The organism is Erwinia persicina NBRC 102418 (assembly GCF_001571305.1).
Lineage (GTDB): Bacteria > Pseudomonadota > Gammaproteobacteria > Enterobacterales > Enterobacteriaceae > Erwinia > Erwinia persicina.
In genome coordinates this window covers 43707-70655 of the sequence record NZ_BCTN01000008.1, presented here as the reverse complement: position 1 = coordinate 70655, position 26949 = coordinate 43707, and the positions used below count along the sequence as shown (strand labels likewise).

The window sequence follows — 26949 nt, the reverse complement described above, 5'->3', positions numbered from 1 at the left end:
CCTGAGAGGCCGGTGAGGATGTACTGCGATTCACTCAGGCAGGGATTTAGCCCAATTGTTTACGCGCATTGCGGAAGATACGCATCCACGGGCTGTCCTCGCCCCACTCTGCCGGATGCCAGGAGTTGCTGACCGTGCGGAAAACGCGCTCCGGGTGCGGCATCATAATGGTCACCCGGCCGCTTTCGTTCGTCACAGCAGTAATGCCGTTCGGCGAGCCGTTCGGGTTCGCCGGATACTGCTGCGTCACCTTGCCAAAGTTGTCGACGAAGCGCAGCGCCACCAGACCTTTGCTTTCCAGCTGGGCCAGATGCGCCTCGCTGCGCACCTCCACGAAACCTTCACCGTGCGATACCGCAATCGGCATCCGTGAACCGGCCATGCCTTCCAACAGCAGCGACGGGCTGGCCGCCACTTCCACCAGGCTGAAGCGGGCTTCAAAACGCTCGGACTGGTTACGCACAAAGCGCGGCCACTCTTCGCTGCCCGGGATCAGCTCGCGCAGGTTTGACATCATCTGGCAGCCGTTACAGACGCCAAGCGCCAGGGTCTGCGGACGGTGGAAGAAGGTTTCGAATTCGTCGCGCACGCGGGTGTTAAACAGAATCGACTTCGCCCAGCCTTCGCCTGCCCCAAGCACGTCACCGTAGGAGAAGCCGCCACAGGCCACCAGCGCCTGGACGTCAGCCAGGCCGCGACGGCCTGCCAGCAGATCGCTCATGTGCACGTCAACGGCGTCAAAACCGGCTCGGTGGAAGGCCGCCGCCATCTCAACGTGTGAGTTAACGCCCTGTTCACGCAGCACCGCCACTTTCGGACGTGCGCCGGTCACGATGAACGGCGCTGCGATATCCTCCTGTGGCTTAAAGGTCAGCGCCACGTTCAGGCCCGGATCGCGGTCATCTTTCTTCGCGTCATGTTCCTGGTCGGCACAGGCCGGGTTATCGCGCAGGCGCTGCATCTGCCAGGTGGTTTCTGCCCACCAGGTACGCAGCGTGGTGCGGCTTTCACTGTAGACGGCAGCATCGCCTGAAGTGACCACAAAGCGATCGCCTTCCACGGCCCGGCCCAGCAGATGAACACAGTCGCTCAGGCCATGATCGGCAAACACCTGTTGCACCGCCTCACGATCGGCGGCCGCGATCTGGATAACCGCGCCCAGTTCTTCATTAAACAGGGCCGCCAGGCTGTCGCTGCCCAGCGCCGCAATGTCAACCTCTACGCCGCAGTGGCCGGTAAAGGCCATCTCTGCCAGCGTCACCAGCAGGCCGCCGTCAGAGCGGTCGTGGTAGGCCAGCAGCCTGCCATCCGCCACCAGCGCCTGGATAGCGTTATAGAAGCCCGCCAGTTGCTGCACGTCACGCACGTCGGCAGGCTTGTCGCCCAGTTGACGGTAGACCTGCGACAGCGCCGTTGCCCCCAGCGCATTCACGCCTTTACCCAGGTCAATCAGCATCAGGGCATTGTCACCCGTCTGCAGCTGCGGGGTCACGGTTTTCCGTACGTCTTCCACGCGGGCAAAGGCGGTGATCACCAGCGACAGCGGAGAAGTCATCTCACGCTGTTCGCTTCCCTGCTGCCAGCGGGTTTTCATCGACATAGAGTCTTTGCCGACCGGGATGGTGATCCCCAGCGCCGGACACAGCTCTTCACCAACGGCTTTCACTGCTTCATACAGCCCGGCATCTTCGCCCGGGTGACCGGCAGCGGCCATCCAGTTTGCCGACAGTTTGATGCGCGTCAGCGGGCCGATGGCCGTCGCCGCGATATTGGTCAGCGCTTCCCCTACGGCCAGGCGACCGGAGGCAGCAAAGTCGAGCAGCGCCACCGGGGCACGTTCGCCCAGCGCCATGGCTTCACCGTAGTAGCTGTCAAGGCTGGCGGTGGTCACTGCACAGTTGGCCACCGGGATCTGCCATGGCCCGACCATCTGATCCCGGGCCACCATGCCGGTGACCGAACGGTCACCGATGGTGATCAGGAAGGTCTTCTCTGCCACGGTCGGCAGGTGCAGGACACGGTTTACCGCATCCGCCACGGTGATCCCGTCACGTATCAGCGGCTCGCCTTTCACTTGCAGCGTGGCAACGTCGCGGGTCATTTTCGGGGTCTTGCCCAGCAGCACGTCCAGCGGCATATCAATGGGAGTATTGCCGAAATGGCTGTCCGACAGGGACAGGTGCATCTCTTCGGTAGCCTCACCAATCACCGCGTAAGGCGCACGCTCACGCTGGCACAGGGCATCAAACAGCGCCAGGCTGTCCGGGGAGACGGCCAGAACATAGCGCTCCTGGGACTCGTTACACCACACTTCCAGCGGGCTCATGCCGGGTTCATCGTTCAGAATGTCACGCAGATTGAAGCGTCCGCCACGTTCGCCATCACTGACCAGCTCCGGCATGGCGTTAGAAAGACCGCCTGCTCCCACGTCATGGATAAACAGGATCGGGTTCGCTTCACCCAACTGCCAGCAGCGATCGATCACTTCCTGACAGCGCCGTTCCATCTCAGGGTTGTCACGCTGCACTGAAGCAAAGTCGAGGTCTGCATCCGACTGGCCCGACGCCATTGAGGAGGCGGCCCCGCCGCCCAGGCCAATATTCATCGCCGGGCCACCCAGCACGATCAGTTTGGCACCGACGGTGATTTCACCTTTCTGTACGTGATCGGCACGGATATTACCGATACCGCCCGCCAGCATGATCGGCTTGTGGTAGCCGCGCAACTCTTCGCCATTATGGCTGTTGACGCGCTCCTCGTAGGTACGGAAGTAGCCATTCAGAGCAGGACGACCAAATTCGTTATTAAACGCCGCGCCGCCCAGAGGGCCTTCGGTCATGATATCCAGCGCGGTAACAATGCGATCGGGTTTGCCGAAATCTTCTTCCCACGGCTGTTCAAAGCCAGGGATACGCAGGTTTGATACGGAAAACCCGACCAGACCGGCTTTAGGTTTTGCGCCGCGCCCGGTCGCCCCCTCATCGCGGATTTCGCCACCGGAACCGGTCGCGGCACCCGGCCATGGCGAGATCGCTGTCGGGTGATTATGGGTTTCCACCTTCATCAGGATATGAGCCTCTTCCTGATGGAAGTCGTAATGGCCCTGTGCGTCAGCGTAGAAGCGCCCGACCTGAGAACCTTCCATCACGGCGGCGTTGTCTTTGTAAGCTGACAGCACGTGATCGGGGGTCTTCTCAAAGGTGTTTTTAATCATTTTGAACAGCGACTTCGGCTGAACCTGCCCGTCAATCACCCAGTCGGCATTGAAGATTTTATGGCGGCAGTGCTCAGAGTTGGCCTGAGCAAACATGTACAGTTCGATATCGTTCGGGTTGCGCCCCAGTTGTTCAAACGCCGCCTGCAGGTAGTCGATTTCATCATCGGCCAGCGCCAGCCCCAGTTTAATGTTGGCCTGAACCAGCGCGTTACGCCCTTCACCCAGCACGTCTACACTCTGTACCGGCGCAGGCTGATGCTGAACGAACAGCGCGTCGGCCTGATTCAGATCCGTAAACACGGTTTCCATCATGCGGTCGTGCAGCAGGGCCGCCAGCGCTCCCCACTGTGCTTCCGTTAACTGTGGCGCCTTGACATAGAAAGCCAGACCGCGCTCCAGACGCAGCACCTGCGGCAGGTCGCAGTTATGGGCGATATCCGTCGCTTTGGAAGACCAGGGCGAAATGGTACCGGGACGAGGCGTCACCAGCAGCAGACGACCTTCCGGGGTATGTTCAGCGAGAGAGGGGCCGTATTTCAGCAGGCGCTGCAAACGGGATTTTTCATCCGCGCTCAGCGGCGTGCTGACATCAGCGAAATGGACGTACTCAGCGTAAATGTCACTCACCGGCAGGTGAGCATCCTGAAAGCGGGCCAGCAGTTTGTTAATACGAAATGCCGACAGAGCGGGCGAACCACGCAGAATTTCCATCATTAAAGATCTCTCGTCTCGAAGCGCCGGGCGACGCTTCATTGGGCGCAACAGGGGAAAACGGGCGGTATTATAGTGAATCCGCACCGGTTACGAAACCGTTTGCGCAGAATTTATCGCGATAAGGAATTGCCTGAAAAACACACAAATCGGATGGAATTCAGTTGCGGAGCCGCGCGGAGTTGCGCAGAATGCCCCACGCTCAGGGCCAATTATAGATCACAAATACTGCCATAGAAGACAGATACCTGAGAACCATCGAGAGATAACTATTTGAAACGCCTTAAATTTAATTATCTGCTGGTCGGGCTGATCACGGTACTTCTGGCGCTTGCGCTGTGGCCGTCTATCCCGTGGTACGGGGGCTCCACCGACCGGATTGCACAGATAAAATCGCGGGGAGTGCTTCGTGTCAGCACGATTAATTCTCCGCTGACTTACTACACGGTTAATAAATCACCAGCGGGTATGGACTACGAGCTGGCGAAGCGCTTCGCCCGTTATTTAGGCGTGAAGCTCGAAGTTACCGTTCGCCCTAACCTGGGCGATCTGTTTGATGACCTGGAAGATGATAAGGCCGATCTGCTGGCGGCCGGCTTAATTTATAATAATGAACGGCTGGCGCGTTTTCGTGCGGGCCCGTCCTATTATTCCGTTTCCCAACAGCTGGTGTACCGCATTGGCGCTCCTCGCCCCAAAAACCTCGGCGATCTGAAAGGTCGCCTGACGGCGGCATCCGGGTCAGCTTATCTGTCAACGCTGCGCAATGTGAAAGCGCATCAGTATCCCGACCTCGACTGGGCGATCTCCACCGATCAGACCCCCCAGGGCCTGCTGGAGGCGGTAGCGGATGGCAAACTCGACTATACGGTAGGGGATTCGGTCACCATTGCCCTGATGCAGCGGATCCATCCGCAGCTGGCGGTGGCCTTTGACATCACTGATGAAGAGCCGGTAACCTGGTACGTGCAGCATGAGCAGGACGACAGCATGAATGCGGCCCTGCTCGACTTCTTTAATCAGATGGGCGAAGAAGGCGCGATGGCCCGACTGGATGAGAAGTATCTGGGTCACGTCGGCACGTTTGACTATGTCGACACGCGGACCTTCCTGCGCGCCATCGACGGCACGCTCCCGGACATTCAGCCGCTGTTCGAGAAGTACGCCCAGATTATTGACTGGCGTCTGCTGGCGGCCATCTCCTACCAGGAATCACACTGGAACCCGCAGGCCACCTCACCGACCGGGGTACGCGGCCTGATGATGCTGACGCGTAACACCGCTGACAGCCTGAACGTCAGTGACCGTACCGATCCGGAGCAGAGTATTCGCGGCGGCAGTGAGTATCTGGTGCGCATGATGGAGAAGGTGCCGTCCACCGTGCCGGAAGATGAACGTATCTGGTTTGCGCTGGCGGCCTATAACATGGGGTACGCCCATATGCTTGATGCACGCAAGCTGACGGAAAAGCAGAAAGGGGATCCGGATAGCTGGGCCGATGTGAAAGTGCGCCTGCCGATGCTGAGTCAGAAACGCTACTACAGCCAGACCACCTACGGCTACGCCCGCGGCCATGAAGCTTATGCCTACGTGGAAAATATCCGCAAATATCAGTTGAGCCTGGTCGGCTATCTGCAGGATCAGGAGAGAAAGCTGGCACAGCAGGCGGCCATGGAGGCCGAACTGGGCAGCGGTTACCCGACAGTAGAAGCGAAAATCGCGTTAAACTAAACCGACGCAGCCTGACGGGCAGACCGCAACAGAAAATCCCTCCTACAGGCGCTGGGCTTTCTTTTCAGCACGACGCTGGCGGAAAAAATCGCTCAACAGCGCAGCGCACTCTTCCGCCAGGACACCCTGTTCCGTCTGTACATGATGGTTCATTCCCGGGTGCCCCAGCACGTCAAGCAGTGAACCTGCCGCCCCGGTTTTTGCATCGCGCGCGCCATACACTAACCGCCCTACGCGCCCGTGAATCATGGCCCCTGCACACATCACACAGGGTTCCAGAGTGACGTACAGCGTGGTGTCCAGCAGGCGATAGTTCTCAATCACCTTTCCCCCCTGCCGGATCGCCATCATCTCGGCGTGTGCCGTCGGATCGTGGTGACCGATCGGACGGTTCCAGCCTTCACCAATCACCCGCCCCTGATGCACCAGCACAGCGCCCACGGGGACTTCTCCCTCGTCCCAGGCACGCCTGGCCAGTGTCAGCGCATGGCGCATCCAGAATTCATCATTATTCTCAGTCACCCGCATCTCCGGCAAAAAAAAGCGCGACATTATATCTTTAATTGTCGGTTATTCCAGTTGCTGTAGCTCTCCCACCGGGGTAACCCGGAAGCGATGCTGGCAAAAATAGAGTAGCGGATTGTCCTGCTTACTGTCGCTGTAACCGCTGTAAAGCTGTAACGGGGTACCAATCTGCTCTTCCAGCTGCGCAACTTTTTCATGGCCCAGGCAGCGCATCGCCAGCACCCGTCCTCCCCAGGCTCGCCCCATCTGGCTGGCGATCAGTTTAACCCGCGGCAGAAAAGCCGAATCAAAGTAGACCTGCTCCACCAGCGGCTGTGGCGACCCGGTGATCAGCCAGACGTCGGCATCCTCACTGGTGAGGTAGTCCGTCAGCCGCTGCTGCACCACGGGAAACGCCGTCACTCGCTGACGGAACCAGTGAGAAAATTGCTGCTCACGCTCCGTCAGGCGTGCCTCACTGTGGCCAAAAGTAATTGACCACAGCAACAGGCTCATCGGCCAGCGTGCGGCACGCCCTTTAACCAGCAGGCCGAGACCAATCACTGGCAGCAGCGGCACGACCAGCAGCAGGTTCAGGGGCTGACGCCAGAGCAGCCAGCGCATATACGTGCCGAACATATCCTGCTGATGCAGGGTGCCATCAAGGTCAAAAAATACCACGCGTCGTTCCCGACTGGTTGTCAAACCTTACTCCTCAGGGTCATTGAACCCCATAAACCATGCAAACAGAAAACCGCAAATGACGGCTGTCAGCCAACCCGCCAGATACATCAGCACTTTGCCAGCCACGATGGTCATCGCCAGCGGCAGGCCGGAAAGCCCGAATGTAATGAGGGTAGCGACCTTAGCATAACTGATTACCGCGCCGCCAACTGCCCCCCCCAGGCAGGCAGCGATAAAAGGGCGTCCGAGCGGAAGCGTAACACCAAAGATGAGCGGTTCGCCCACGCCGAGGATCCCCACCGGCAGTGCCCCTTTAACCAGCTTTTTCAGCCTGGCATTCCGCGTTTTCATTAATACCGCCAGCGACGCGCCGACCTGCCCTACCCCGGCCATCGCCAGAATGGGCAGCAGCGCGTTATAGCCGTGCGCCTGCACCAGCTCGACGTGGATCGGCACCATGCCCTGGTGCAGGCCGGTGAGAACCAGCGGTAAAAAGGTTCCCGCCAGTACTGCTCCTGCCAGCATTCCGCCGCGATCGATGGCCAGCGTGGCCCCATGAGCAATGGCGTCTGAAATCATACCGCCCAGCGGCTGTAACAGCACAATCGCCAGTGATGCTGTAATAAGTGTAGTCAGAAGCGGGTTAAGGATCAGCTCCAGAGACTCTGGCAGCCGCTGACGCAGACGTTTTTCAATCCAGCACATCATGACCACCACCAGCAATACGGCAATCACCCCGCCGCGTCCTGGCTGGAGCGGTTCGCCAAACAGGGTGATCTGCGCCAGCGCCGGACTGGAAAGGATGCCCGCCATAACGCCACCCAGCGCGGTCGACCCGCCGAAGACTTTGGCCGTATTCACCCCGACCAGAATGTTCATGATGGCGAAAACCGCACTGCCAACAATCGCCGCCAGCCCGATAAGATTGGGATACTCAGTGGCGAGGTTACCCACGATATCCGGGCGTTTAACAATATTAATCAGCCCGGTGATCAAACCGGAGGCGATAAAAGCCGGGATCAGTGGAATAAAGACATTCGCCAGCTGGCGCAACGCATCGCTGAAAGGGGCGCGATACTGCGCTTTCGCCTGGGCCTTATTCTGTCTGACCATCGCCGCTGCGTCAGCCGACCCGGGCGCTGAAATCAGGGTGCGCATCGCATCGGTCACTTTGGCTGCCGCCCCCGGCCCCACAATAAACTGATGTTGACTGCCCTGCTTAACGTAGCCTTTCATCCCATCCAGCCGGCGCAACTCGTCCGGCACCAGCAGGCTTTCGTCACGGACCTCGACGCGTACGCGCGTCATGCAGTTTTCCAGTCGAATAACATTGGCCGCGCCGCCAATACCCTGCAATAACGCCTGTGCCAGCTGGAGAGATTTTTCCATGGGGGATCCTTTTTATGCCATTAGTCGCTGGCGAGTGCCGCACGCAAAAAGCCGTTACAGGCAATCAGTCGCTGTTTTGCCTGGTCAGCCGGAAGATCGGCGAGAATCATTAGAATCGCGGTTTTCACTTCGTACTGCGCCTGCTGTAAGGCGTTCTCAGCCAGCTGCGCATCGCAGCACGTAGCTTCACACACCATGCGCCGCGCGCGATCAACCAGTTTGATATTAGTCGCCTGCATGTCCACCATCAGGTTTTGGTAGACCTTACCGATTTTAACCATGGCCCCCGTAGAGAGCATATTCAGCACCAGCTTCTGGGCCGTTCCCGATTTCAGGCGCGTTGATCCGGTCAGCGCCTCCGGGCCAACCACGGGCGAGATGGCAATCAGCGCTTCACGGGCGATGGGGGAGTCGGGGTTGCAGGAGATTGCCGCCGTACGACAGCCCTGCTGGCGGGCAAAGCGCAGCGCACCCGTCACGTATGGCGTGCGCCCGGAGGCGGCTATCCCCACCACCATATCGTTAGGCGTCAGGTTCAGCGCCTGTAAATCCGCGATCCCCAGCTGTTCATCGTCCTCAGCGCCTTCTACTGCTTTCAGTAAGGCACCCGGGCCGCCGGCAATCAGCCCGACAATCATGCCGTGCGGTACGCCAAAGGTTGGCGGGCATTCGGACGCATCCAGCACGCCCAGCCGTCCGCTGGTGCCGGCCCCCATATAGATCAACCGGCCGCCGGAAGAGAGTGCGGCGGCGGCGGCATCAACGGCCTCCGCCACCTGCGGCAGCGTCAGACGGACGGCTTCCGCCACGGTGGCATCCTGCTGATTAAATCTCGACAACATCTCTAACGTTGACAAATTATCCAGGTCGAGCGTCTCCGGATTACGCATCTCTGATACCAGTGAACCAAGATCCATGAACATCCTCTTTTTTGAATTTTTAATTCATCTTAAGATAAATATATACGAATATTTTATTCTTTGCCGTAACCCATTTTACCCTTTTTAATCATGGAAACCTTAAAATGGCACGTTAGACTTAGGACACTGAATGTTATCATTACAGATAATTCAATATGATGAGCCTGATTCGTAAGAGGAAAAATCATGAGTTCACTGCTGCGTATCCGTCAGCTTTATCCCAGCCTGGCTCTGAATGAACGTCGGCTTGCTGACTACCTGCTGTCGCAGCCGGACCGCGCCCGTCATCTGAGTTCACAGAAACTGGCGGATGAATCAGGGGTCAGTCAGTCCAGCGTAGTAAAATTCGCCCAGAAACTGGGCTACAAAGGATTTCCGGCACTGAAGCTGGCACTGAGTGAATCACTTACGGAGAAGGATGCGATCACCGTTCATAATCATATTCTGAGTGATGATGCGCTGAAAGTAGTTGGAGAAAAGCTGTTTACAGAGAAGTGTTCCGCGATTCGCGCCACACTGGATATTAACAGTGAAGAGATGCTCCTGGAAACATTGCGCCTGTTGAAGCAGGCCAGACGTATCGTGCTGGTAGGTATCGGCGCTTCCGGCCTGGTTGCCAAAGATTTTTCCTGGAAGCTGATGAAGATTGGCATTAGCGCGGTGGCGGAACAGGATATGCATGCCCTGCTGGCCAGCGTTCAGGCCTTAGAGGTGGGCGATGTGCTGCTGGCGATCTCTTACACTGGCGAACGCCGCGAGATTAACCTGGCCGCCCAGGAAGCCCAGCGCATCGGCGCCACCGTACTGGCGTTTACGGGATTCACGCCCAACACTCTCCAGCAGGCAGCCAGCCACTGCCTGTACACCGTGGCAGAAGAGCAGACAACGCGAAGCGCGGCCATCTCGTCAACCACTGCGCAACTGGCGCTGACCGACCTGCTGTTTATGGCACTGATCCAGCGCGATCCGGAACGGGCTTCCAGCCATATCCGTCACAGCGAAGCACTGGTGAAAAAGCTGGTCTGAGCAGAGAGTGCGCGTAAATACCCGCGCACTTTAACCTGTTTTTGACTGAGATCGATGGTGTCGCTGCCCATTAAAAAATATATCCAATGTGATATCTCTAAGCACCGATACAATTTCCTTTGTAATCTGCAGGTTATTAATAACATCCCTGCTTTTCCCTGTCGATGCAGTTAGCAACACAAACCCTACCAATTTCAGTACAAGATGACCTGATTTCACTTCATATCAAAACATGTTGATGTATTATCGGGTTCAACGAAGGTTAACGAGGAAGAAATGAAAAAGAGGAGAGTCGGATTTTTGATGCCAATGTAAGAGCAAGCCAATACAGATAATGCGGAAATAGCGACAAACTTATCTGTTCACGGAATCGGACTATTAGCTGTCCAGTCTTAGACAATTTTTGTGATAGTGCTTACAGCATATGTATCAGCAAGATATATGATAGATATCAAGAGAGGGCTAATGAAAAAAACTCAGGCTATTGATTATCTCCGAAAAAAACTTGTAGCAGATAGGGTTATTTATATCCGGGAATCTTCACTGGTTTTGAAAGTCACAGAAAGAACCGTAAGACGCTACATAGATCAGTTATGCCATCAAGGCATCGCAAGTAAGTTTTATGGCGGAGCGAAAATAAAAAATTTAAATATCGAAAAAAACGTAAATGAACTATTAAACCAGAAGCGAGGAATAGACTTTCCGTCATACGTAAAAACTGAACATGAAACTCACAAAGCGTTGTCAAATTTAATTTATATTTTCGGATCATTTAATCTTGATATCGTTACCGAAGTTATGCACTTTCCTGCCGTAGGGGAAACAATAAAAGCAATTTCAACAGAGTTTTTCCCTGGAGGGAAAGGGGCAAATCAGGCAATTGCAGCATCCCAATTTAATGATAACATTCATCTTTTTATTAAAGTTGGGAATGATGCACCAGGAGATATTGCAGAACGATACCTTCAGGGGTCACGCATAAACAAAACAACTATAATCAGAGATACTGAATTAAAGACAGGAAGTGCATTAGTCATGATTGAAATGGAACAAGGGAATAGTAATATCGTTATTGATCCTGGTGCAAATGAAAACATTGATATGCATGAAATACTTAGCGAACAAATAAATATTATGCAAGCAAAGGTTTTTTTGACTCAATTAGAAAACAATATACAGGCAACTAAACTTGCACTAGAAATCGCCAGCGCATATCGATGTTATATCATTCTCAACCCGGCACCCTACTCTGAGGATATACTTTCACACTTACATCTTGTTGATCTACTGACACCGAACGAAAAAGAGGCAGAACTTCTTTCAGGAATAAAAATAAACACTAATGATGATGCTGATATTGCTTTAAAAAAAATACACAGCATGGGTGTCAATGAAATCATTATGACACAGGGCCAACAAGGCGCTATTTATTATAATGGTGTCGTGATGAAAAGGTTTCGGGCTATCTCAGCGGCGGTAATTGATACCAGTGGTGCCGGAGATGCTTTTAATGGTGCATTAGCCGCAAAGATAGCGGAAGGCAGTAGCATGGACAATGCTATCCGGTACGCAGTGGCTTATGCTTCTCTTGCTGTAGAGAAAAAAGGTGCCTCGTCAATGCCAGCAAAAGAAGGCGTGTCTGATCGACTACTCAAAGGAAAATACAGAGAATAATTTTTTAAAGCGCCTTTGAGACTTCAGAAAACCGCGTAATATTAAAATATTTTAATTTAGCACAGTTTAACCTATACAAGGTAGCATACTATGAAATATTTCATATTTTCATTAAGCTTATTATTTATTATAATAATCACTGCTGCTATTAGTTTCAGTCGCAAGGATATGCTCAGGAGAGCAAGACCCATTATTATTATTCTTAGCATTGAATTTATCACCACTCTGGTTTTAATGCATACTTCAGCGGGGGAAAACTCATTAAACTATATTGAATCCAGAATAGAACATCTTATTCATTACGCCAATCAGGGGATTAATTTCGTATTCGGTGAAATCACAAACAAATCATCACCCGCGTTTATTGTTGTTGCATTGCTGCCTCTGGTTTTCATTTGCTCTTTAATCGGATTATTAAAACACTTTAAAATCCTTAATATCTTTATAATTATCATAGGCTCCAGTATTAACAGAATTTCTAAACTGGGCAAGCTGGAATCATTTGCTGCAGTAAATACTATTGCAGTCGGAATGACGGCTGTTTATGTTTCTATAAAAGAATATATCCCCCGATTAACACAGCCACAGATGTATACAATTGCGGCCTGTTCGCTCTCTACCGTGGATTTGGCTATTCTGGGAGCTTATACACAGATGCTTGAACCACGTTATGTATTTATAGGCGTTTGTTTGAATTTTTTTAGCACTATTATAATAGTTTCACTAATAAACCCTGGTGAACCAGCAGCTGTAAATGCATCATTACACCCAGAAGCGGAGGGGAATAAAAAATCATTTTTCGAGATGCTCATTGAGCATATGCAAGATGGTTTTAAAGTTCTACTTGCTGTTGTGCCCGCACTGCTTGGTTTCATTGCATTGATTGCGATGCTAAATGATATTTTTAGTTACGCTTTAGGAAAAACATTCCAGGAACTGATTGGATATCTGTTTTCACCATTCGCCTTTCTTATGGGGATCCCGTGGAATGAAACAATAAAGATGGGACAAGTTATCGCAACAAAAATAATGGCAAATGAATTTGTTGCGATAATTGAATTTATTAAAATGACAAGCATTGATACGCGATCAGAGGCTATAATGTCTGTATTCCTGATCTCATTTTCGAATCTAGGATCGATCGCTATGATCATAGGCTGCGTGAGTAATATCAGTAAAGAGCATGGTAAAATGATCGCATCCAATAGTTTTAGATTAATAGTAGGATCAACACTGGTCAGTTTCCTTTCATCTTCAATAGTAGGAATCGTTATTTAAACCACTAACATCTGGAAATCAGACAGGTGAAAAACACTAAGGATATAATGTTATATTATTGCTCTTCAATAGTAGAAAGACTTTTAACAAAACCTGCAAAAAAACTTAAATACTAAATGTATAATTAAGTTGTTATTCCCTTAAGAAAAAGTTCAAACGAATATTAATTTCCAACCCTATCAGGAAAAAATAAAAATGGTAAAAAAAATAATAATTGATTGTGACCCTGGAATAGATGATGCTATAGCAATACTATTAGCGATAGCAGATCCTGAAATAAAATTAATGGGAATCACCACTATTGCCGGTAATATTAGTATTGACAAAACATTTAAAAACGCGAGGAAAATTACAGAGCTTGCTGGAAAAAGTGACATCCCTGTATTTAAAGGTACTTCCCGTCCACTTATGTTCGCTGCGGGAAAAACGACCATGGTTCATGGTGAAAATGGACTTGGCGGCATAGAACTACCTGAACCAGTCCAGGAAGATTCTGGTTACCATGCGGTGGATTTTATTATTAAAACCGTAATGGAAAACCCCGGAGAAATTATAATCTGCCCTATAGGCCCCCTAACTAACATTGCATTAGCGCTTATTAAAGAGCCTGCACTGGCTGATAATATTAAAGATATTGTGCTGATGGGTGGCGCTGCTTTCTGTCCTGGCAATATCACTGCTTATGCTGAATTTAATTTTTATGTTGATCCCCATGCTGCCCATATTGTTTTTGATACTGCCAGGCATGTGACGATGTTGGGTTTGGATGTCACAGAAAAAGTAGATATTCGTAAAGGGTTATGTAACATTCTTGAGACTGGAAATCATGTAGCACAGATTTCCGCCAGTATGTCACGAGTATATGCGATGAAAGATCCTTACCTACATGATCCTTGCGCAATTGCCTATGTAATAAATCCTGGTTTATTTTCAGGCATTAAAGGTAGTATTGAAATTGACTACACTTCAAAAGAAAAATACGGGCAATGTTTCGCCAGAACAGAGAAAGAACTCGTTAATGAAAATGCAATTATTTCTAATGAACGTCCTTTATATAACGTAAACATCATATTAGATGTTGACAGTAAAGCTCTTTTAGAGCTTATTTCGTCTAACATAATGTCTTTTTGATATAAAAAAGGACTGCCTCAAACGCCAGTCATTTTTAGCAGAATAGCGACCTGAATAAACGAAACCAGTAAAGAGGATGTATTGATGCCCCGTAACAGGGATACGTTACCGCAGTCTATCGTCCACTGTAACCGCGGAGCAGACAACCCGGATCGCACTTCCAGCCGTATTCACCACAATGAAACTCAGGTGAAAAAGCTGGTCTGAACAGTCAGTGTGCGTATAATACCCGCGCACTTTAACCGGTTACTGGATGAAAGAACGATGGCGCTGCTGATCACTAAGAAATGTATTAACTGTGATATGTGCGAACCCGAGTGCCCTAACGAAGCGATCGCCATGGGTGACGAGTTCTATGAAATCGACGCTGACCGCTGCACGGAATGCATCGGTCACTACGACGCCCCCACCTGCCAGCAGGTTTGCCCCATTGATAACACCATCATTGTCGACCCGCAACGCAGCGAAAGTCACGATCAGCTGTGGGAGAAGTTTGTGGAACTGCACCCTGCCGGCTAGCTTTCGATAATCACCGTGGCACAGGCGTAGTGCCGTTCATCGGCCAGCGTCACGTGCACGTGCACCACCCCGAGCTTCGCCGCGACTTCACTGGCATGCTGGAAAAATCGCAGGCCGGGTTTGCCAAGTTCATCGTTATAAACCTCAAACTGATTGAACGCCAGACCACCGCGAATGCCGGTGCCAAAGGCTTTGGCTGCCGCCTCTTTTACCGCGAAACGCTTGGCGAGGAAGCGCACCGGCTGCTGATGCGCCTGATACTGCGCCCATTCACTGGCGCTGAGCACGCGCTTTGCCAGGCGGTCGCCGGAGCGGGAGATCACCCCTTCGATGCGGGCGATCTCCACAATGTCAGAACCAAGGCCGAGAATAGCCATTAACGGCGCGCTTCCCGCATCAGCTGCTTCATCTCTTTCACCGCGTCAGCCAGGCCGCTAAATACCGCACGCCCGATAATGGCATGGCCGATGTTCAGCTCGTGCATCTCCGGCAGCACGGCAACTGGCTGTACGTTATGGTAGGTCAGGCCATGCCCGGCATTCACCTTCAGACCTTTACCGGCGGCGTAGGTGGCCGCGTCAGCAATACGCGCCAGTTCAACATCGCGTGCCGGGCCTTCTTCGGCTTCAGCGTAAGCACCGGTGTGGATCTCAATATAAGGCGCGCCGGCGGCGACGGCGGCATCAATCTGGCGATGGTCAGCGTCGATGAACAGGGAAACCAGGATGCCGGCATCATTCAGCCGTTTTACCGCAGCCGTCACTTTATCCTGCTGGCCGGCCACGTCCAGCCCGCCTTCGGTGGTCACTTCTTCACGTTTCTCCGGTACCAGGCAGCAGAAGTGCGGCAGGATCTCGCAGGCAATATCGACCATCTCATCCGTCACCGCCATCTCCAGATTCATTCGGGTCTGAATGGTCTGACGCAGAATGCGCACGTCACGATCGGTAATATGACGGCGGTCTTCCCGCAGATGGACAGTAATGCCATCGGCCCCCGCCTGCTCAGAGATAAAAGCCGCCTGCACCGGATCGGGATAGTGCGTGCCACGGGCATTACGAACGGTAGCTACGTGATCGATGTTAACGCCTAACAACAGCTCTGCCATGATAGTCCTCGGAAAATTGCGAAGGGATTTAAGAAGTGTACAACGATCGCAGCACACAGGGGTATGGCTGGCGGCTATTCATCGTCCGTCAGCGGTGCATCTGGTCGTTTTCTCGGCAAAAACTGACGGAACAGTTCGGCACTTTTCAACGGTTTCCCTCCCAGATAAGGCTTCAGGGCAATGCGGGTAAAGCGCTTCGCCGCGCGCAGGGTATCAGCATCCGGAAACTCACGCTGGTACAGCGCCCGTAAATGACGGCCGGTAAAACTGCGGTGCCCCACGACCAGGCTGGCAATAAAGCCCTTCTCTTCGCGATAGCTGTAGGTCATGCCATCGGCCACTTCTTCGCCGCTGCCAGCGCAGTGCAGAAAATCAACGCCGTAACCAAGGTGGCCGAGCATCGCCAGTTCAAAACGCCGGAGTGCAGGTTCCGGGGACGCAGCATCCGCCGCCAGCGTCTGAATGCAGTGCAGATAATCAAAGAAGAGTTCACTGAATGAGGTCTCGTGTTCCAGCACCCGTGAGAGGAGCTCGTTAACGTACAGACCGCAGTAAAGAGAAGTGCCGCTGAGAGGGAGAGCAAGGGAAACCGGTTCAGCACCGCGCAGGGTTTTCACCTCGCCACGGCCTCCCCAGCGCACCAGCAGCGGGGTAAAAGGCTGCAGTGCCCCTTTCAGGCTGGAACGTTTGGAACGGGCGCCTTTGGCCAGCACCCGTACCCTGCCATGCTGTTCAGAAAACAGGTCAAGCAGCAGGCTGGTTTCGCTCCAAGGCCGTCCATGCAGGACAAATGCGCGTTGCCAGCCTTCCATCAGGTTCAGAGGTCGTCGGTATAGCCCAGGCTGCGTAAGGCGCGTTCATCATCCGCCCAGCCGGACTTCACTTTCACCCACAGTTCAAGGTGCACTTTCGCCTCAAACATCTCTTCCATGTCCCGACGGGCCTCGGTACCAATGACTTTGATTTTGGCGCCTTTGTTACCAATGACCATCTTCTTCTGGCCTTCGCGCTCGACCAGAATCAGACCGTTGATGGTCAGTCCGCCACGCTCATTGGTCAGGAACTGTTCAATCTCGACCGTGACAGAATAAGGCAGCTCAGCACCGAGGAAACGCATCAGTTTTTCACGGATAATTTCTGACGCCATAAAGCGCTGAGAACGATCGGTAATGTAATCTTCCGGGAAGTGATGTTCAGCTTCCGGCAGGCGTTTACGCACAATGCTGGCGATGGTATCAACGTTAGTGCCTTTTTCGGCCGAGATCGGCACCACGTCCATAAAGTTCATTTGTGAACCCAGGAACTGCAGGTGTGGCAGCAGGATGCTTTTATCGGTAATATTGTCGACTTTGTTGATCGCCAGCAGCACCGGCACTCTGCCGTCTTTTAACTTGTTCAGCACCATCTCGTCATCGGCGGTCCATTTGGTCCCTTCCACAACGAAGATCACCATCTCAACGTCACCAATTGAGCTGCTGGCTGCACGGTTCATCAGGCGGTTAATCGCCCGCTTCTCTTCCATATGCAGGCCCGGGGTATCGACATAGATCGCCTGATATTCCCCTTCAGTATGGATGCCCATAATGCGGTGGCGGGTGGTTTGTGGCTTACGCGAGGTAATGGAAATCTTCTGTCCCAGTAACTGGTTCAGTAAGGTAGATTTACCAACGTTCGGACGGCCTACAATAGCAATAAAGCCGCAATGGGTAGTTTGTTCGTTCATTCAATTCCCAGCTTAATCAGCGCCTGTTCGGCTGCTGCCTGTTCAGCTTTACGACGGCTTGAGCCGGTTCCCACAACCGGTTCTGCCATGCCGCTTACCTGACAGTGAATAGTAAATTCCTGATCGTGCGCTTCGCCACGCACCTGCACCACCAGATAGGTGGGCAGAGGCAGATGGCGACCCTGCAAAAACTCCTGCAGACGCGTTTTTGGATCCTTTTGTTTATCGCCCGGGCTGATCTGATCCAGACGGCTGGCGTACCAGCTCAGGATCAGCTGCTCCACCGTCTGAATATCGCTGTCGAGGAAAACCCCGCCAATCAGCGCTTCGACGGTGTCAGCCAGAATCGATTCGCGGCGATAGCCGCCGCTTTTCAGTTCACCAGGCCCCAGACGCAGACACTCGCCGAGGTCAAACTCCCGTGCCATTTCGGCCAGCGTGTTACCGCGAACCAGCGTGGCGCGCATCCGACTCATGTCACCTTCATCCACGCGCGGGAAGCGCTGATAAAGGGCATTAGCAATGACATAACTAAGAATTGAGTCGCCCAGGAATTCCAGTCTTTCGTTGTGTTTACTGCTGGCGCTACGGTGAGTCAGCGCCTGCTGCAACAATTCCTGATGAGTAAAAGTGTAGCCCAGCTTACGTTGAAGCTTATTTATTACGATGGGGTTCATGCGTTACCAATTTCTTAATGCGTCAATTATGCTGCACACGGAACAGGGCTGAGCCTGAACACCAACACGATCTGTTTCGTGTGCAGTGGCCTGCCGACATGACAGACGACAGACCACCCGTTTTTAATGCCGCCCGCAGGCGGTCATTAGTGGATGCCACCGATGCGGCTCAGGCGCACGCCGGTTGGCCATTCCCCTTCCTGCTTGTCGAAGCTCATCCAGATGGCCGTTGCTTTGCCCACCAGGTTACGTTCCGGAACGAAACCCCAGTAACGGCTGTCGGCGCTGTTATCACGGTTGTCGCCCATCATAAAGTACATGCCCTCAGGAACCACCCAGCTTGACTGCGGCTGTCCTGGCTGCTGATAGTAAGAACCCGGCTGGCTGGGTGCCTGAGCAATCAGCAGGATACGATGGGTAACGTCACCCAGTGTCTCGTTGCGGGTCGCTAAACGAATGCCGCCCTGCATCGACTCCCCTTTGGGGACCTGGAAGAAACCATTACCGCGCTCGTTACCGCTGTAGCCGCTGAAGGTCTGGATAAAGTCACTTTCTTCCACATCTGAATAAGTCACCGGCACTGCACTGGCCGACTGCTGCACGGAAACCGTTTTACTCAGGGGGTCATAAGTCACCCGGTCACCCGGTAAACCAATCACGCGTTTGATGTAATCCATGCTGGGATCTTTCGGGTACTTAAATACCGCAATGTCACCACGCTTAGGATGCCCCGTGGGGATCAGCGTTGTCTGGGTGATCGGATCTTTAATACCGTAGGCAAATTTTTCCACCACGATAAAATCTCCGATCAGCAGCGTCGGCATCATTGAACCGGAAGGGATCTGGAACGGCTCATAAATAAACGAGCGCACCACAAACACCACGAACAGCACCGGGAAGACCGATGCGGTGGTTTCCACCCAGCCCGGCTGTTTGTCAGCCTTTGTCGCTTCGATACCCTGCGCCTGCGCTTCCGCGCGTTTGGCGCGCCGAGCCGGTGCCCATTTAAACTTGTCGATACACCAGACAATGCCGGTGATCAGCGTTGCTATCGCCAGAATCAGGGCGAACATATTAGCCATTCCAGTTCCCTTAAAACCCAGTGAGGGGGTTATTTGCTGTCTTTACCCACGTGGAGAATGGCAAGGAACGCTTCCTGCGGTAACTCAACGTTACCCACTTGCTTCATGCGCTTCTTACCGTCTTTCTGTTTCTGCAGCAGTTTTTTCTTACGGCTGACGTCGCCGCCATAACATTTGGCAAGCACGTTTTTACGCAGCTGTTTCACCGTAGAGCGGGCGATAATGTGGTTACCAATCGCCGCCTGAATCGCAATGTCGAACTGCTGACGCGGGATCAATTCTTTCATTTTCTCCACCAGGTCACGACCCCGGTACGGGGCATTGTCGTTGTGGGTGATCAGCGCCAGCGCATCGACACGCTCGGAGTTAATCAATACATCGACACGAACCATGTTGGAAGCCTGGAAACGTTTGAAATTGTAATCCAGTGACGCATAGCCACGAGAGGTGGATTTCAGGCGGTCGAAGAAATCGAGCACCACTTCAGCCATCGGGATTTCATACGTCAGCGCCACCTGGTTACCGTGGTAAACCATGTTGGTCTGTACGCCGCGTTTTTCGATGCACAGCGTGATGACGTTACCCAGGAATTCCTGCGGCAACAGCATGTGACACTCGGCAATCGGCTCACGCAGCTCTTCAATATTGTTCAGCGGCGGCAGTTTGCCCGGGCTGTCAACATAGATAGTCTGGTTATCCGTGGTGACCACTTCGTAGACAACGGTCGGCGCGGTGGTGATCAGTTCAAGATCGTATTCGCGCTCCAGACGCTCCTGAATGATTTCCATGTGCAGCAGACCAAGGAAGCCACAGCGGAAGCCGAAGCCCAGCGCGGTGGAGCTTTCTGGCTCATAAAACAGGGAGGCATCGTTCAGACTGAGTTTCCCCAGCGCGTCACGGAAAGCTTCGTAATCATCGGAGCTGATCGGGAACAGGCCGGCATAAACCTGCGGCTTCACCTTTTTGAACCCTGGCAGTGCTTTCTCTGCCGGATTACGGGCCTGCGTCAGGGTATCCCCGACCGGCGCACCCAGAATGTCCTTAATGGCACAGACCAGCCAGCCCACTTCGCCGCAGTTCAGCACGTCGGTATCCACACGTTTCGGCGTGAAGATACCCAGACGGTCGGCGTTATAGACCTGACCGGTGCTCATGACCTTAATTTTTTCGCCCTTGCGCATGGTGCCGTTTTTAATACGCACCAGCGAGACCACACCGAGGTAATTATCGAACCATGAGTCGATAATCAACGCCTGCAGCGGACCATCCGGATCGCCTTCCGGCGGCGGAATATCCCGCACCAGCCGCTCAAGCACGTCTGGCACGCCAATACCGGTTTTCGCTGAACAGCGTACGGCATCCGTCGCATCAATCCCGACGATATCTTCAATTTCCTGCGCCACGCGGTCTGGATCGGCGGCTGGCAGATCGATTTTATTCAGTACAGGTACAACTTCCAGTTCCATTTCCATCGCGGTGTAGCAGTTAGCCAGAGTCTGAGCTTCCACACCCTGCCCTGCATCTACCACCAGCAATGCGCCTTCACAGGCGGCAAGAGAGCGCGAAACTTCGTAAGAGAAGTCAACGTGCCCCGGGGTGTCGATAAAATTGAGCTGGTAAGTTTTACCATCTGGCGAATGGTAATCGAGCGTCACGCTCTGCGCTTTAATGGTGATGCCACGCTCACGTTCTAAATCCATGGAATCCAGAACCTGCGCAGCCATTTCACGTTCGGTCAACCCGCCACAGATCTGGATCAGGCGGTCGGAAAGCGTTGATTTACCGTGGTCGATGTGGGCGATGATAGAAAAGTTTCTTATGTGCTTCATTATTGAGATTTTTCTGCCTTACAAATTCTGGAACTCTCGCGATGCGAAGCAGGAGAGCGTGATATCACAGGCGAACGATGGCCCGAAAGGCAGCATTCTACACTACATATCAAAGGGGTGGAATCGTCACGGTCAGGCAATACGGTTTGCCTTGCCGTAATGAAAGGGAAATAAGGATTATTAGCGGATGAAATAAGACGGCCGGCAGAAAAATGTCGCCAGCCGTCTCTACGCGGATCAGGCATCCGTGGTGATGTGTATGGCATCGGGCGGTAGCGCCACGCTGAGGATCACCGGTTGAAATGAGGCCGAACGCCCCAGCATGCCGGAGAGACCTTTTGCAACAATAAAACCGCCCACACCGCCTAACAACGCACCGCATGCCGCGGCCAGATCGTTGTGAAACAGCATCTGAAAAATACCGGCCAGGACAAACAGCCCAATCAGCGGGGTCATATAAACCAGAAACGCCGAACTCAGCAGGCTGCTTTCAGCAATGCCCAGTTCAATCCGCTGGCCCGGCACCAGCGGCTCTGCGCTGGCGATTTTCATGACATGGGCGTTTTTGGGGCCCAGCTTATCGAGCATATGGCTGCCGCAGCCTTTACGCGCGGAACAGCTACTGCACGACGTTTTAATTTCGGAGTGTAGCGTGGCAATACCGTTCTGCCACGACACGACCGTCGCCCATTCTCTCATCATTGTGCCGCCCCCAGGACAACGCCATCAGCAATACGTTTGGCGGTCGCGGGCGGAAGTTCCCCCACGACCGTGATCTCTGCATTATTGCGCACTTCCGTCAGAACCGTACGACGCCCCGTGCGCAATTGCTGTGCAGAACTGGTTTTATCAGCCAGCGTGATGTTGATCGAGAAACTGAACAGCCCGTCAGAATAAAGTCGCGTTTCAACCGGACGGTCGAGCGAAGGCAACTGGCGACGGCTTTGAGTCACTTCCTTCATGCCAGCCGGAAGCCAGCCCGCTTTCCAGTTAAACGTCACCGCATTACCTGTCGGTACGGATGACAACGGAGGAAGCTTGGCGTCCTGCAGCCCCTGCAGCAGCTTGCGTACGCCATCATCGACGGCAAAGCTCACCACACGGTACTGTTCCAGCGTTTCGCCATCACGATCGAGAAGGTCAACCCGAAGGGGCAGTTTTGTCTCGCTATCCAGCCAGACAATATAGCCATAACGGGTGCCGTCTCGCGGCACAATGCGGATCACTTCACAGAGCTGATCGGCAATGCGCGTGCGCCCTACTGAGACAAAATCATAGGTGGCAGAGAGTTGCTGAAAGTTGGCATAGACCAGGGAAGGCAGCGAATCGACAATGTGATCGCCCGCCATCGTAAAGGGTTGCAGACCGGACTCGAAATAGCTGACCTCTTTACCACGCTGAATGATCTCCCGACGCGGGCCATCCATCTGCAACAGCTGTGCATAGGTTTTGTTGTCAATGACGGCATGACGGTAGCGTAGTGACTCAATGCCCAGCCGCGAGACATTGATATAGGCGAGTTCATAGCTGAGTGACTGGCTGGCCTGCTCCATCTGATGTAACAACGCCCCGGATGGCGTTTGCGCGGCCGGGGCGAAGGAGGAGTAAATCAGGCTGCCAGCGATAAGGCTGACGGCGCACCAAAGCTGCTTCATTACTGCGGTTGCATTCCTAACGACTGATTACCCGGAACCTGAGCAGCAGCCTGCTGGTCAGGACTTTGATCAAACTGCAGCTGTTCAGCATGCAGACGGCGCTGCAATTCGTAATCCTGCAGCAGTGCATTCACGCGACGACGCTGATCCTGCACCTGCTGGTTACTGTTTGCGGGTGCACTGACATTTTCAGCGGGCACGCCCAGGCTGACCGGTGACGCCTGGCCCATCATCGGCAGCGTATTAAATACCGGTGAATCTGAGGACTGGCCTTCAACAGGCTTGTTGTACTGCTGTACACCGACAATCACGGCCAGCGATACGCAGGCAGCCACGCCAATCTGGGTAATCTGCGCGGCCCAGGGGCGCACTTTCGCCCAGAACGGCATCGCAGCCGCTTCTTCTGGTTTCGGCTGTGCCTCCGGTATCAGACGGGTGACCGCTTTTGCCGGCTCATTCTCAATTGCAGCCATTACGCGGGCCGAAATATCAAAATTGAGCTGCTGTGGGATATCACCGCGCAGCGTATCGCGAATAAGGTGGTAGCTTTCCCAGTTTTTCTGCAGCACAACGTCTTTGGACAGCGCGGACATCACTTCGTTATCCAGCGTTTCACCATCCATAAGAGCGGAAAGTTGTTCTTTCTGCATGCCTCAATACCCTTCCTGTGTCGCTATCGCTAGCGTTGGATAAGCGGTTGAATTTTATTATCAATAGCTTCACGGGCGCGGAAAATACGTGAACGAACCGTACCAACCGGGCAATCCATGATCACGGCTATCTCTTCATAGCTCAGGCCATCGAGTTCACGTAGGGTGATAGCCATACGCAAGTCTTCGGGTAGCATCTCGATGGTGCGAAAAACTATCTGTCTCAATTCTTCCGACAACATTAAGTTCTCAGGGTTCGAAATTTCTTTTAGTGCTCCCGCACTTTCAAAATTTTCGGCGTCGATGGCATCCACGTCGCTAGACGGTGGACGGCGCCCCTGAGCCACCAGGTAATTTTTGGCCGTATTGACGGCAATCCGATAGAGCCAGGTATAAAAAGCACTGTCGCCCCGGAAAGATTCCAGCGCACGGTAGGCTTTAATAAATGACTCCTGCACTACATCAGGGACATCTCCAGACGGCACATAGCGTGAAACCAGGCTCGCCACTTTATGCTGATAGCGGACTACCAGTAAATTGAATGACTTCTGATCTCCCTTCTGCACTCGTTCAACGAGAACCTGATCCGTTAACTGCTCGCTCATCCGAGGTAAGGTCTCCCCAAACTTGTCTCCACGCGTAATCGCACTTCCAGTAAAAACTCAATCTTTATGAACGAGCATGCAATCTGAGTCATATTCATCAGGAAAGTTCCATTACGCCATTATTTTTGTCGTGTCACTCGGAGACATTTACAAACCAGCACGCTTTATTATGCATTCTCACTGATTTGTCAGCCACTGCCTCTCCTGACTCCCGTAACGTCATCGTCCGGGAGCCTGATGACGCCCGCAGAGTACCGCAAGAAGCCAGCTTTTTCACCATATTATCGCGCCATTAAGTGACCGTTAGCCCGGTTGATCGCATCCTGTCGCCTTTTTCCCTGCCGGGAATGAGGTCACGCCTCCCGCGGAACTCTGCCTGCCCCACGGGGGTAGACGGCGTGATAAAAAGCCTTTTTGGCAGGAGGGGCGAGTGTTATGCTCAACAAACCACCTGTTTAGTAAATTAAACAACATGACTGATTCTTCTGATTACTGCTGTGATGTGCTGATTATTGGTAGCGGTGCGGCCGGGTTATCCCTGGCGCTGCGCCTGGCTGAAAAGCATCAGGTGACCGTATTGAGTAAAGGCCCGGTCAGCGAGGGTTCCACATTCTATGCCCAGGGCGGCATTGCCGCCGTGTTTGATGAAACCGACAGCATTGAGTCTCATGTTGAAGATACGCTGATTGCCGGGGGCGGCCTGTGTGATCGCGAGGCCGTCTCGTTTATCGCCAGCAACGCACGCCACTGCGTACAGTGGCTGATTGATAACGGCGTGCTGTTTGATAAAGAAACGCCGCTCAACAGCGAAGAACGTTATCACCTGACCCGCGAAGGTGGCCACAGCCACCGCCGTATTCTGCACAGCGCTGACGCCACCGGAAAAGCCGTTGAAAACACGCTGGTCAGCCAGGCGTTGAACCATCCGAATATTACCCTGATTGAACGCGGTAACGCGGTTGACCTCATCGTGTCCGATAAAATCGGCCTGCCGGGCGAGCGTCGCGTCGTGGGGGCATACATCTGGAACCGCCAGCGGGAAGCCGTTGAGACCTGCCGCGCGCGCGCCGTGGTGCTGGCGACCGGAGGGGCGGCAAAAGTGTATCAGTACACCACAAACCCGGACGTGGCCTCCGGTGATGGCATTGCCATGGCGTGGCGTGCCGGTTGCCGGGTAGCGAATCTGGAGTTTAACCAGTTTCATCCCACCTGCCTGTTCCACCCGGATGCACGTAATTTCCTGCTGACCGAAGCGCTGCGAGGCGAAGGGGCCGTGCTGAAGCGGCCGGATGGTACCCGCTTTATGCCTGACTTTGATGAGCGCGGCGAGCTGGCCCCGCGCGATATTGTGGCGCGGGCCATTGACCACGAAATGAAGCGGCTTGGCGCTGACTGTATGTATCTGGACATCAGCCATCAGCCAGCGGCATTTGTGCGCGCGCATTTTCCGACCATTTGCGAAAAACTGTTGGCGCTGGGCATCGACCTGACGACACAGCCGATCCCCATTGTTCCGGCCGCGCATTATACCTGCGGCGGCGTGATGGTCGACCAGCAGGGGCGTACCGATCTCAACGGATTGTATGCCATTGGTGAAGTCAGCTATACCGGATTGCACGGTGCGAACCGTCTGGCCTCTAACTCCCTGCTGGAGTGCCTGGTGTATGGCTGGTCAGCGGCGGAAGACATCAGTCGTAACCTGCCTGAAGTCGAGATGGTCGATGCCCTGCCAGCCTGGGATGAAAGCCGTGTGGATGACTCCGATGAACGCGTGGTGATCCAACACAACTGGCACGAGTTGCGGTTATTTATGTGGGATTATATGGGGATTGTACGCACCACCAAGCGGCTGGAGCGCGCATTACGCCGTATCAATACCCTGCAGCAGGAAATTGATGAGTATTATGCCCATTTCCGCATCTCGAATAACCTGCTGGAGTTGCGTAACCTGGTTCAGGTCGCCGGGCTGATGGTACGCTGCGCAATGGCGCGTAAAGAGAGCCGTGGCCTGCATTATACCCTTGATTACCCGGAAGCCCTGGGCAAAGCGCTGCCGACCATCCTCAGGCCATAATTAGCGGAACAGATAGAAATCGCGGGTCAGGCTACAGTGAGCGTCAGAATACTGATGATCCGGCCCGCGTATGGTCATGCGATCCAGCAACTGCTCGCCGGGCTGTGGGGACAGCGCCAGAAGAACCCGGTTAGGCGGCCGGGTATCGTTATCAGAGACATCGGTGCGGAAGCGCAGGTGCCAGCCGCGCTGAAGTGCCATTTCAATCAGCTGACTGCCCGCCGCTTCCGGCAGGATCACGCAGAAGAACCCCTCCTCCGCAATCAGGTTTTCAGCACACATCAACAGGACGTCGTGCGTCAGGTCATTGGTATAGCGTGCCGATGCCCGTTCAGGAGAGGCACATTCTGAACCTGGTGAAAAATAGGGCGGATTACTGACAATCAGCGAATAGCGCTGCTCACAGTGCCGCGCCCACTCGACAATATTTGCCTGATGAACATGAACTCTTGTCGGCCACGGAGATTCTGCCACATTTTCCTGCGCCTGTTCCGCCGCCGCCGTATCCAGCTCAACAGCATCAATGTCAACCGACGCTGGGGTTCTCTGCGCCAGCATCAGGGCAATCAGGCCGCTGCCGCTGCCGATATCCAGCACCCGTTGAACGCCAGCCACGGGTGCCCACGCACCAAGCAGCACACCGTCAGTGCCGACTTTCATGGCACAGCGATCGTGGGCAACAAAAAACTGTTTGAAGGTAAAACCGTTGGCGCGGAGAATGGCTTTTTGCTGTGACATTTGACTGACCTGAAAGGGAAACGG

The 26949-nt window shown here is 53.6% G+C and carries 25 protein-coding genes; 8 read left to right on the top strand and 17 right to left on the bottom strand.

The genetic code is table 11. The features are described 5' to 3' along the window. Positions 1-46 precede the first annotated feature (46 nt). A complete protein-coding gene (purL, locus tag EPE01S_RS10600; protein WP_062744619.1) occupies positions 47-3931 on the bottom strand; it encodes a phosphoribosylformylglycinamidine synthase in 3885 nt (1294 codons plus the stop codon). A gap of 270 nt (positions 3932-4201) precedes the next feature. Here purL and mltF point away from each other — a divergent pair, with 270 nt between their 5' ends. After that, positions 4202-5659 carry a membrane-bound lytic murein transglycosylase MltF gene (gene mltF / locus EPE01S_RS10595; protein WP_062744617.1) on the top strand — a complete coding sequence of 486 codons (1458 nt, stop codon included), beginning with the start codon at positions 4202-4204 and terminating at the stop codon, positions 5657-5659. 42 nt (positions 5660-5701) lie between these two features. Here the strand turns inward: mltF and tadA are convergent, their stop codons facing one another. Genes tadA through murQ form a run of 4 tightly spaced genes read right to left on the bottom strand, consistent with a single transcriptional unit; the run spans position 5702 to position 9159 of the window. Continuing rightward, on the bottom strand, positions 5702-6181 hold the full coding sequence (gene tadA, locus EPE01S_RS10590) for a tRNA adenosine(34) deaminase TadA (protein ID WP_062744940.1): 480 nt from the start codon (positions 6179-6181) through the stop codon (positions 5702-5704). Positions 6182-6229: 48 nt separating this feature from the next. Continuing rightward, a complete protein-coding gene (yfhb, locus tag EPE01S_RS10585) occupies positions 6230-6868 on the bottom strand; it encodes a phosphatidylglycerophosphatase C (RefSeq protein ID WP_062744614.1) in 639 nt (212 codons plus the stop codon). A 3-nt stretch (positions 6869-6871) separates the two neighbouring features. Then, complete coding sequence (locus tag EPE01S_RS10580; protein ID WP_062744612.1) at positions 6872-8236, bottom strand: PTS transporter subunit EIIC; 1365 nt, start codon at positions 8234-8236, stop codon at positions 6872-6874. Between the two features lie 20 nt (positions 8237-8256). Next, positions 8257-9159 carry an N-acetylmuramic acid 6-phosphate etherase gene (gene murQ, locus EPE01S_RS10575; protein WP_255210143.1) on the bottom strand — a complete coding sequence of 301 codons (903 nt, stop codon included), beginning with the start codon at positions 9157-9159 and terminating at the stop codon, positions 8257-8259. A 183-nt stretch (positions 9160-9342) separates the two neighbouring features. Between murQ and EPE01S_RS10570 the strand changes: the two genes are divergently transcribed. From EPE01S_RS10570 to EPE01S_RS10550, 6 genes are all read left to right on the top strand, one after another. Further along, entirely contained in the window at positions 9343-10182 is an 840-nt protein-coding gene (locus tag EPE01S_RS10570) for a MurR/RpiR family transcriptional regulator (protein ID WP_062744608.1), read from the top strand. A 465-nt stretch (positions 10183-10647) separates the two neighbouring features. Next, positions 10648-11856, top strand: coding sequence for a PfkB family carbohydrate kinase (locus EPE01S_RS10565; RefSeq protein ID WP_062744937.1), 1209 nt, complete (start codon positions 10648-10650; stop codon positions 11854-11856). A gap of 90 nt (positions 11857-11946) precedes the next feature. Next, positions 11947-13134: a nucleoside transporter C-terminal domain-containing protein gene (locus EPE01S_RS10560; protein WP_062744606.1), complete on the top strand. Its 1188-nt coding sequence runs from the start codon at positions 11947-11949 to the stop codon at positions 13132-13134. Positions 13135-13329: 195 nt separating this feature from the next. Then, a complete protein-coding gene (locus EPE01S_RS10555) occupies positions 13330-14265 on the top strand; it encodes a nucleoside hydrolase (RefSeq protein WP_062744603.1) in 936 nt (311 codons plus the stop codon). A gap of 84 nt (positions 14266-14349) precedes the next feature. Next, positions 14350-14472 carry a hypothetical protein gene (locus tag EPE01S_RS23920; RefSeq protein WP_255210142.1) on the top strand — a complete coding sequence of 41 codons (123 nt, stop codon included), beginning with the start codon at positions 14350-14352 and terminating at the stop codon, positions 14470-14472. 57 nt (positions 14473-14529) lie between these two features. Then, positions 14530-14784: a YfhL family 4Fe-4S dicluster ferredoxin gene (locus EPE01S_RS10550; protein ID WP_062744602.1), complete on the top strand. Its 255-nt coding sequence runs from the start codon at positions 14530-14532 to the stop codon at positions 14782-14784. Here the strand turns inward: EPE01S_RS10550 and acpS are convergent. From acpS to rpoE, 11 genes are all read right to left on the bottom strand, one after another. Next, positions 14781-15161 carry a holo-ACP synthase gene (gene acpS / locus EPE01S_RS10545; protein ID WP_062744600.1) on the bottom strand — a complete coding sequence of 127 codons (381 nt, stop codon included), beginning with the start codon at positions 15159-15161 and terminating at the stop codon, positions 14781-14783. The two genes, EPE01S_RS10550 and acpS, sit on opposite strands and share 4 nt — an antisense overlap. Further along, the gene (pdxJ, locus tag EPE01S_RS10540) at positions 15161-15892 is read right to left on the bottom strand and encodes a pyridoxine 5'-phosphate synthase (protein WP_062744597.1); all 732 of its coding nucleotides are present in this window, start codon (positions 15890-15892) and stop codon (positions 15161-15163) included. The genes acpS and pdxJ overlap by 1 nt, the downstream gene beginning before the upstream one ends. Before the next feature lie 74 nt (positions 15893-15966). Continuing rightward, positions 15967-16704 (bottom strand): DNA repair protein RecO, encoded by a 738-nt coding sequence (gene recO, locus EPE01S_RS10535; RefSeq protein WP_062744595.1) that lies wholly within the window; start codon positions 16702-16704, stop codon positions 15967-15969. A 5-nt stretch (positions 16705-16709) separates the two neighbouring features. Then, positions 16710-17615: a GTPase Era gene (gene era / locus EPE01S_RS10530; RefSeq protein ID WP_062744594.1), complete on the bottom strand. Its 906-nt coding sequence runs from the start codon at positions 17613-17615 to the stop codon at positions 16710-16712. After that, complete coding sequence (gene rnc, locus EPE01S_RS10525) at positions 17612-18292, bottom strand: ribonuclease III (protein WP_062744593.1); 681 nt, start codon at positions 18290-18292, stop codon at positions 17612-17614. Before rnc ends, era begins: the two co-directional genes overlap by 4 nt. A gap of 146 nt (positions 18293-18438) precedes the next feature. After that, a complete protein-coding gene (gene lepB, locus EPE01S_RS10520) occupies positions 18439-19374 on the bottom strand; it encodes a signal peptidase I (RefSeq protein ID WP_062744592.1) in 936 nt (311 codons plus the stop codon). 29 nt (positions 19375-19403) lie between these two features. Then, positions 19404-21203: a translation elongation factor 4 gene (gene lepA, locus EPE01S_RS10515; RefSeq protein ID WP_062744591.1), complete on the bottom strand. Its 1800-nt coding sequence runs from the start codon at positions 21201-21203 to the stop codon at positions 19404-19406. A 237-nt stretch (positions 21204-21440) separates the two neighbouring features. Next, entirely contained in the window at positions 21441-21905 is a 465-nt protein-coding gene (rseC, locus tag EPE01S_RS10510) for a SoxR-reducing system protein RseC (RefSeq protein ID WP_062744590.1), read from the bottom strand. Continuing rightward, entirely contained in the window at positions 21902-22858 is a 957-nt protein-coding gene (rseB, locus tag EPE01S_RS10505; protein ID WP_062744589.1) for a sigma-E factor regulatory protein RseB, read from the bottom strand. Before rseB ends, rseC begins: the two co-directional genes overlap by 4 nt. Then, positions 22858-23508, bottom strand: coding sequence for an anti-sigma-E factor RseA (gene rseA / locus EPE01S_RS10500; RefSeq protein ID WP_062744588.1), 651 nt, complete (start codon positions 23506-23508; stop codon positions 22858-22860). Before rseA ends, rseB begins: the two co-directional genes overlap by 1 nt. Positions 23509-23537: 29 nt before the next feature. Then, complete coding sequence (gene rpoE, locus EPE01S_RS10495; RefSeq protein ID WP_062744587.1) at positions 23538-24113, bottom strand: RNA polymerase sigma factor RpoE; 576 nt, start codon at positions 24111-24113, stop codon at positions 23538-23540. A 472-nt stretch (positions 24114-24585) separates the two neighbouring features. On the opposite strand from rpoE, the gene nadB reads away from it, so the two are divergent. Next, complete coding sequence (gene nadB, locus EPE01S_RS10490) at positions 24586-26187, top strand: L-aspartate oxidase (RefSeq protein ID WP_062744935.1); 1602 nt, start codon at positions 24586-24588, stop codon at positions 26185-26187. Here the strand turns inward: nadB and trmN are convergent, their stop codons facing one another. After that, the gene (gene trmN / locus EPE01S_RS10485) at positions 26188-26925 is read right to left on the bottom strand and encodes a tRNA(1)(Val) (adenine(37)-N(6))-methyltransferase TrmN (protein WP_062744586.1); all 738 of its coding nucleotides are present in this window, start codon (positions 26923-26925) and stop codon (positions 26188-26190) included. Positions 26926-26949: the final 24 nt, after the last annotated feature.

What these genes read in the sequence shown, in the direction of transcription:
- purL (WP_062744619.1), bottom strand. Translation starts at nt 3,931, where the DNA reads ATGATGGAAATTCTGCGTGGTTCGCCCGCTCTGTCGGCATTTCGTATT.
- EPE01S_RS10580 (WP_062744612.1), bottom strand. Translation starts at nt 8,236, where the DNA reads ATGGAAAAATCTCTCCAGCTGGCACAGGCGTTATTGCAGGGTATTGGC.
- murQ (WP_255210143.1), bottom strand. Translation starts at nt 9,159, where the DNA reads ATGTTCATGGATCTTGGTTCACTGGTATCAGAGATGCGTAATCCGGAG.
- EPE01S_RS10570 (WP_062744608.1), top strand. Translation starts at nt 9,343, where the DNA reads ATGAGTTCACTGCTGCGTATCCGTCAGCTTTATCCCAGCCTGGCTCTG.
- EPE01S_RS10565 (WP_062744937.1), top strand. Translation starts at nt 10,648, where the DNA reads ATGAAAAAAACTCAGGCTATTGATTATCTCCGAAAAAAACTTGTAGCA.
- EPE01S_RS10560 (WP_062744606.1), top strand. Translation starts at nt 11,947, where the DNA reads ATGAAATATTTCATATTTTCATTAAGCTTATTATTTATTATAATAATC.
- EPE01S_RS10555 (WP_062744603.1), top strand. Translation starts at nt 13,330, where the DNA reads ATGGTAAAAAAAATAATAATTGATTGTGACCCTGGAATAGATGATGCT.
- EPE01S_RS23920 (WP_255210142.1), top strand. Translation starts at nt 14,350, where the DNA reads ATGCCCCGTAACAGGGATACGTTACCGCAGTCTATCGTCCACTGTAAC.
- EPE01S_RS10550 (WP_062744602.1), top strand. Translation starts at nt 14,530, where the DNA reads ATGGCGCTGCTGATCACTAAGAAATGTATTAACTGTGATATGTGCGAA.
- acpS (WP_062744600.1), bottom strand. Translation starts at nt 15,161, where the DNA reads ATGGCTATTCTCGGCCTTGGTTCTGACATTGTGGAGATCGCCCGCATC.
- pdxJ (WP_062744597.1), bottom strand. Translation starts at nt 15,892, where the DNA reads ATGGCAGAGCTGTTGTTAGGCGTTAACATCGATCACGTAGCTACCGTT.
- recO (WP_062744595.1), bottom strand. Translation starts at nt 16,704, where the DNA reads ATGGAAGGCTGGCAACGCGCATTTGTCCTGCATGGACGGCCTTGGAGC.
- era (WP_062744594.1), bottom strand. Translation starts at nt 17,615, where the DNA reads ATGAACGAACAAACTACCCATTGCGGCTTTATTGCTATTGTAGGCCGT.
- rnc (WP_062744593.1), bottom strand. Translation starts at nt 18,292, where the DNA reads ATGAACCCCATCGTAATAAATAAGCTTCAACGTAAGCTGGGCTACACT.
- lepB (WP_062744592.1), bottom strand. Translation starts at nt 19,374, where the DNA reads ATGGCTAATATGTTCGCCCTGATTCTGGCGATAGCAACGCTGATCACC.
- lepA (WP_062744591.1), bottom strand. Translation starts at nt 21,203, where the DNA reads ATGAAGCACATAAGAAACTTTTCTATCATCGCCCACATCGACCACGGT.
- rseC (WP_062744590.1), bottom strand. Translation starts at nt 21,905, where the DNA reads ATGATGAGAGAATGGGCGACGGTCGTGTCGTGGCAGAACGGTATTGCC.
- rseB (WP_062744589.1), bottom strand. Translation starts at nt 22,858, where the DNA reads ATGAAGCAGCTTTGGTGCGCCGTCAGCCTTATCGCTGGCAGCCTGATT.
- rseA (WP_062744588.1), bottom strand. Translation starts at nt 23,508, where the DNA reads ATGCAGAAAGAACAACTTTCCGCTCTTATGGATGGTGAAACGCTGGAT.
- rpoE (WP_062744587.1), bottom strand. Translation starts at nt 24,113, where the DNA reads ATGAGCGAGCAGTTAACGGATCAGGTTCTCGTTGAACGAGTGCAGAAG.
- nadB (WP_062744935.1), top strand. Translation starts at nt 24,586, where the DNA reads ATGACTGATTCTTCTGATTACTGCTGTGATGTGCTGATTATTGGTAGC.
- trmN (WP_062744586.1), bottom strand. Translation starts at nt 26,925, where the DNA reads ATGTCACAGCAAAAAGCCATTCTCCGCGCCAACGGTTTTACCTTCAAA.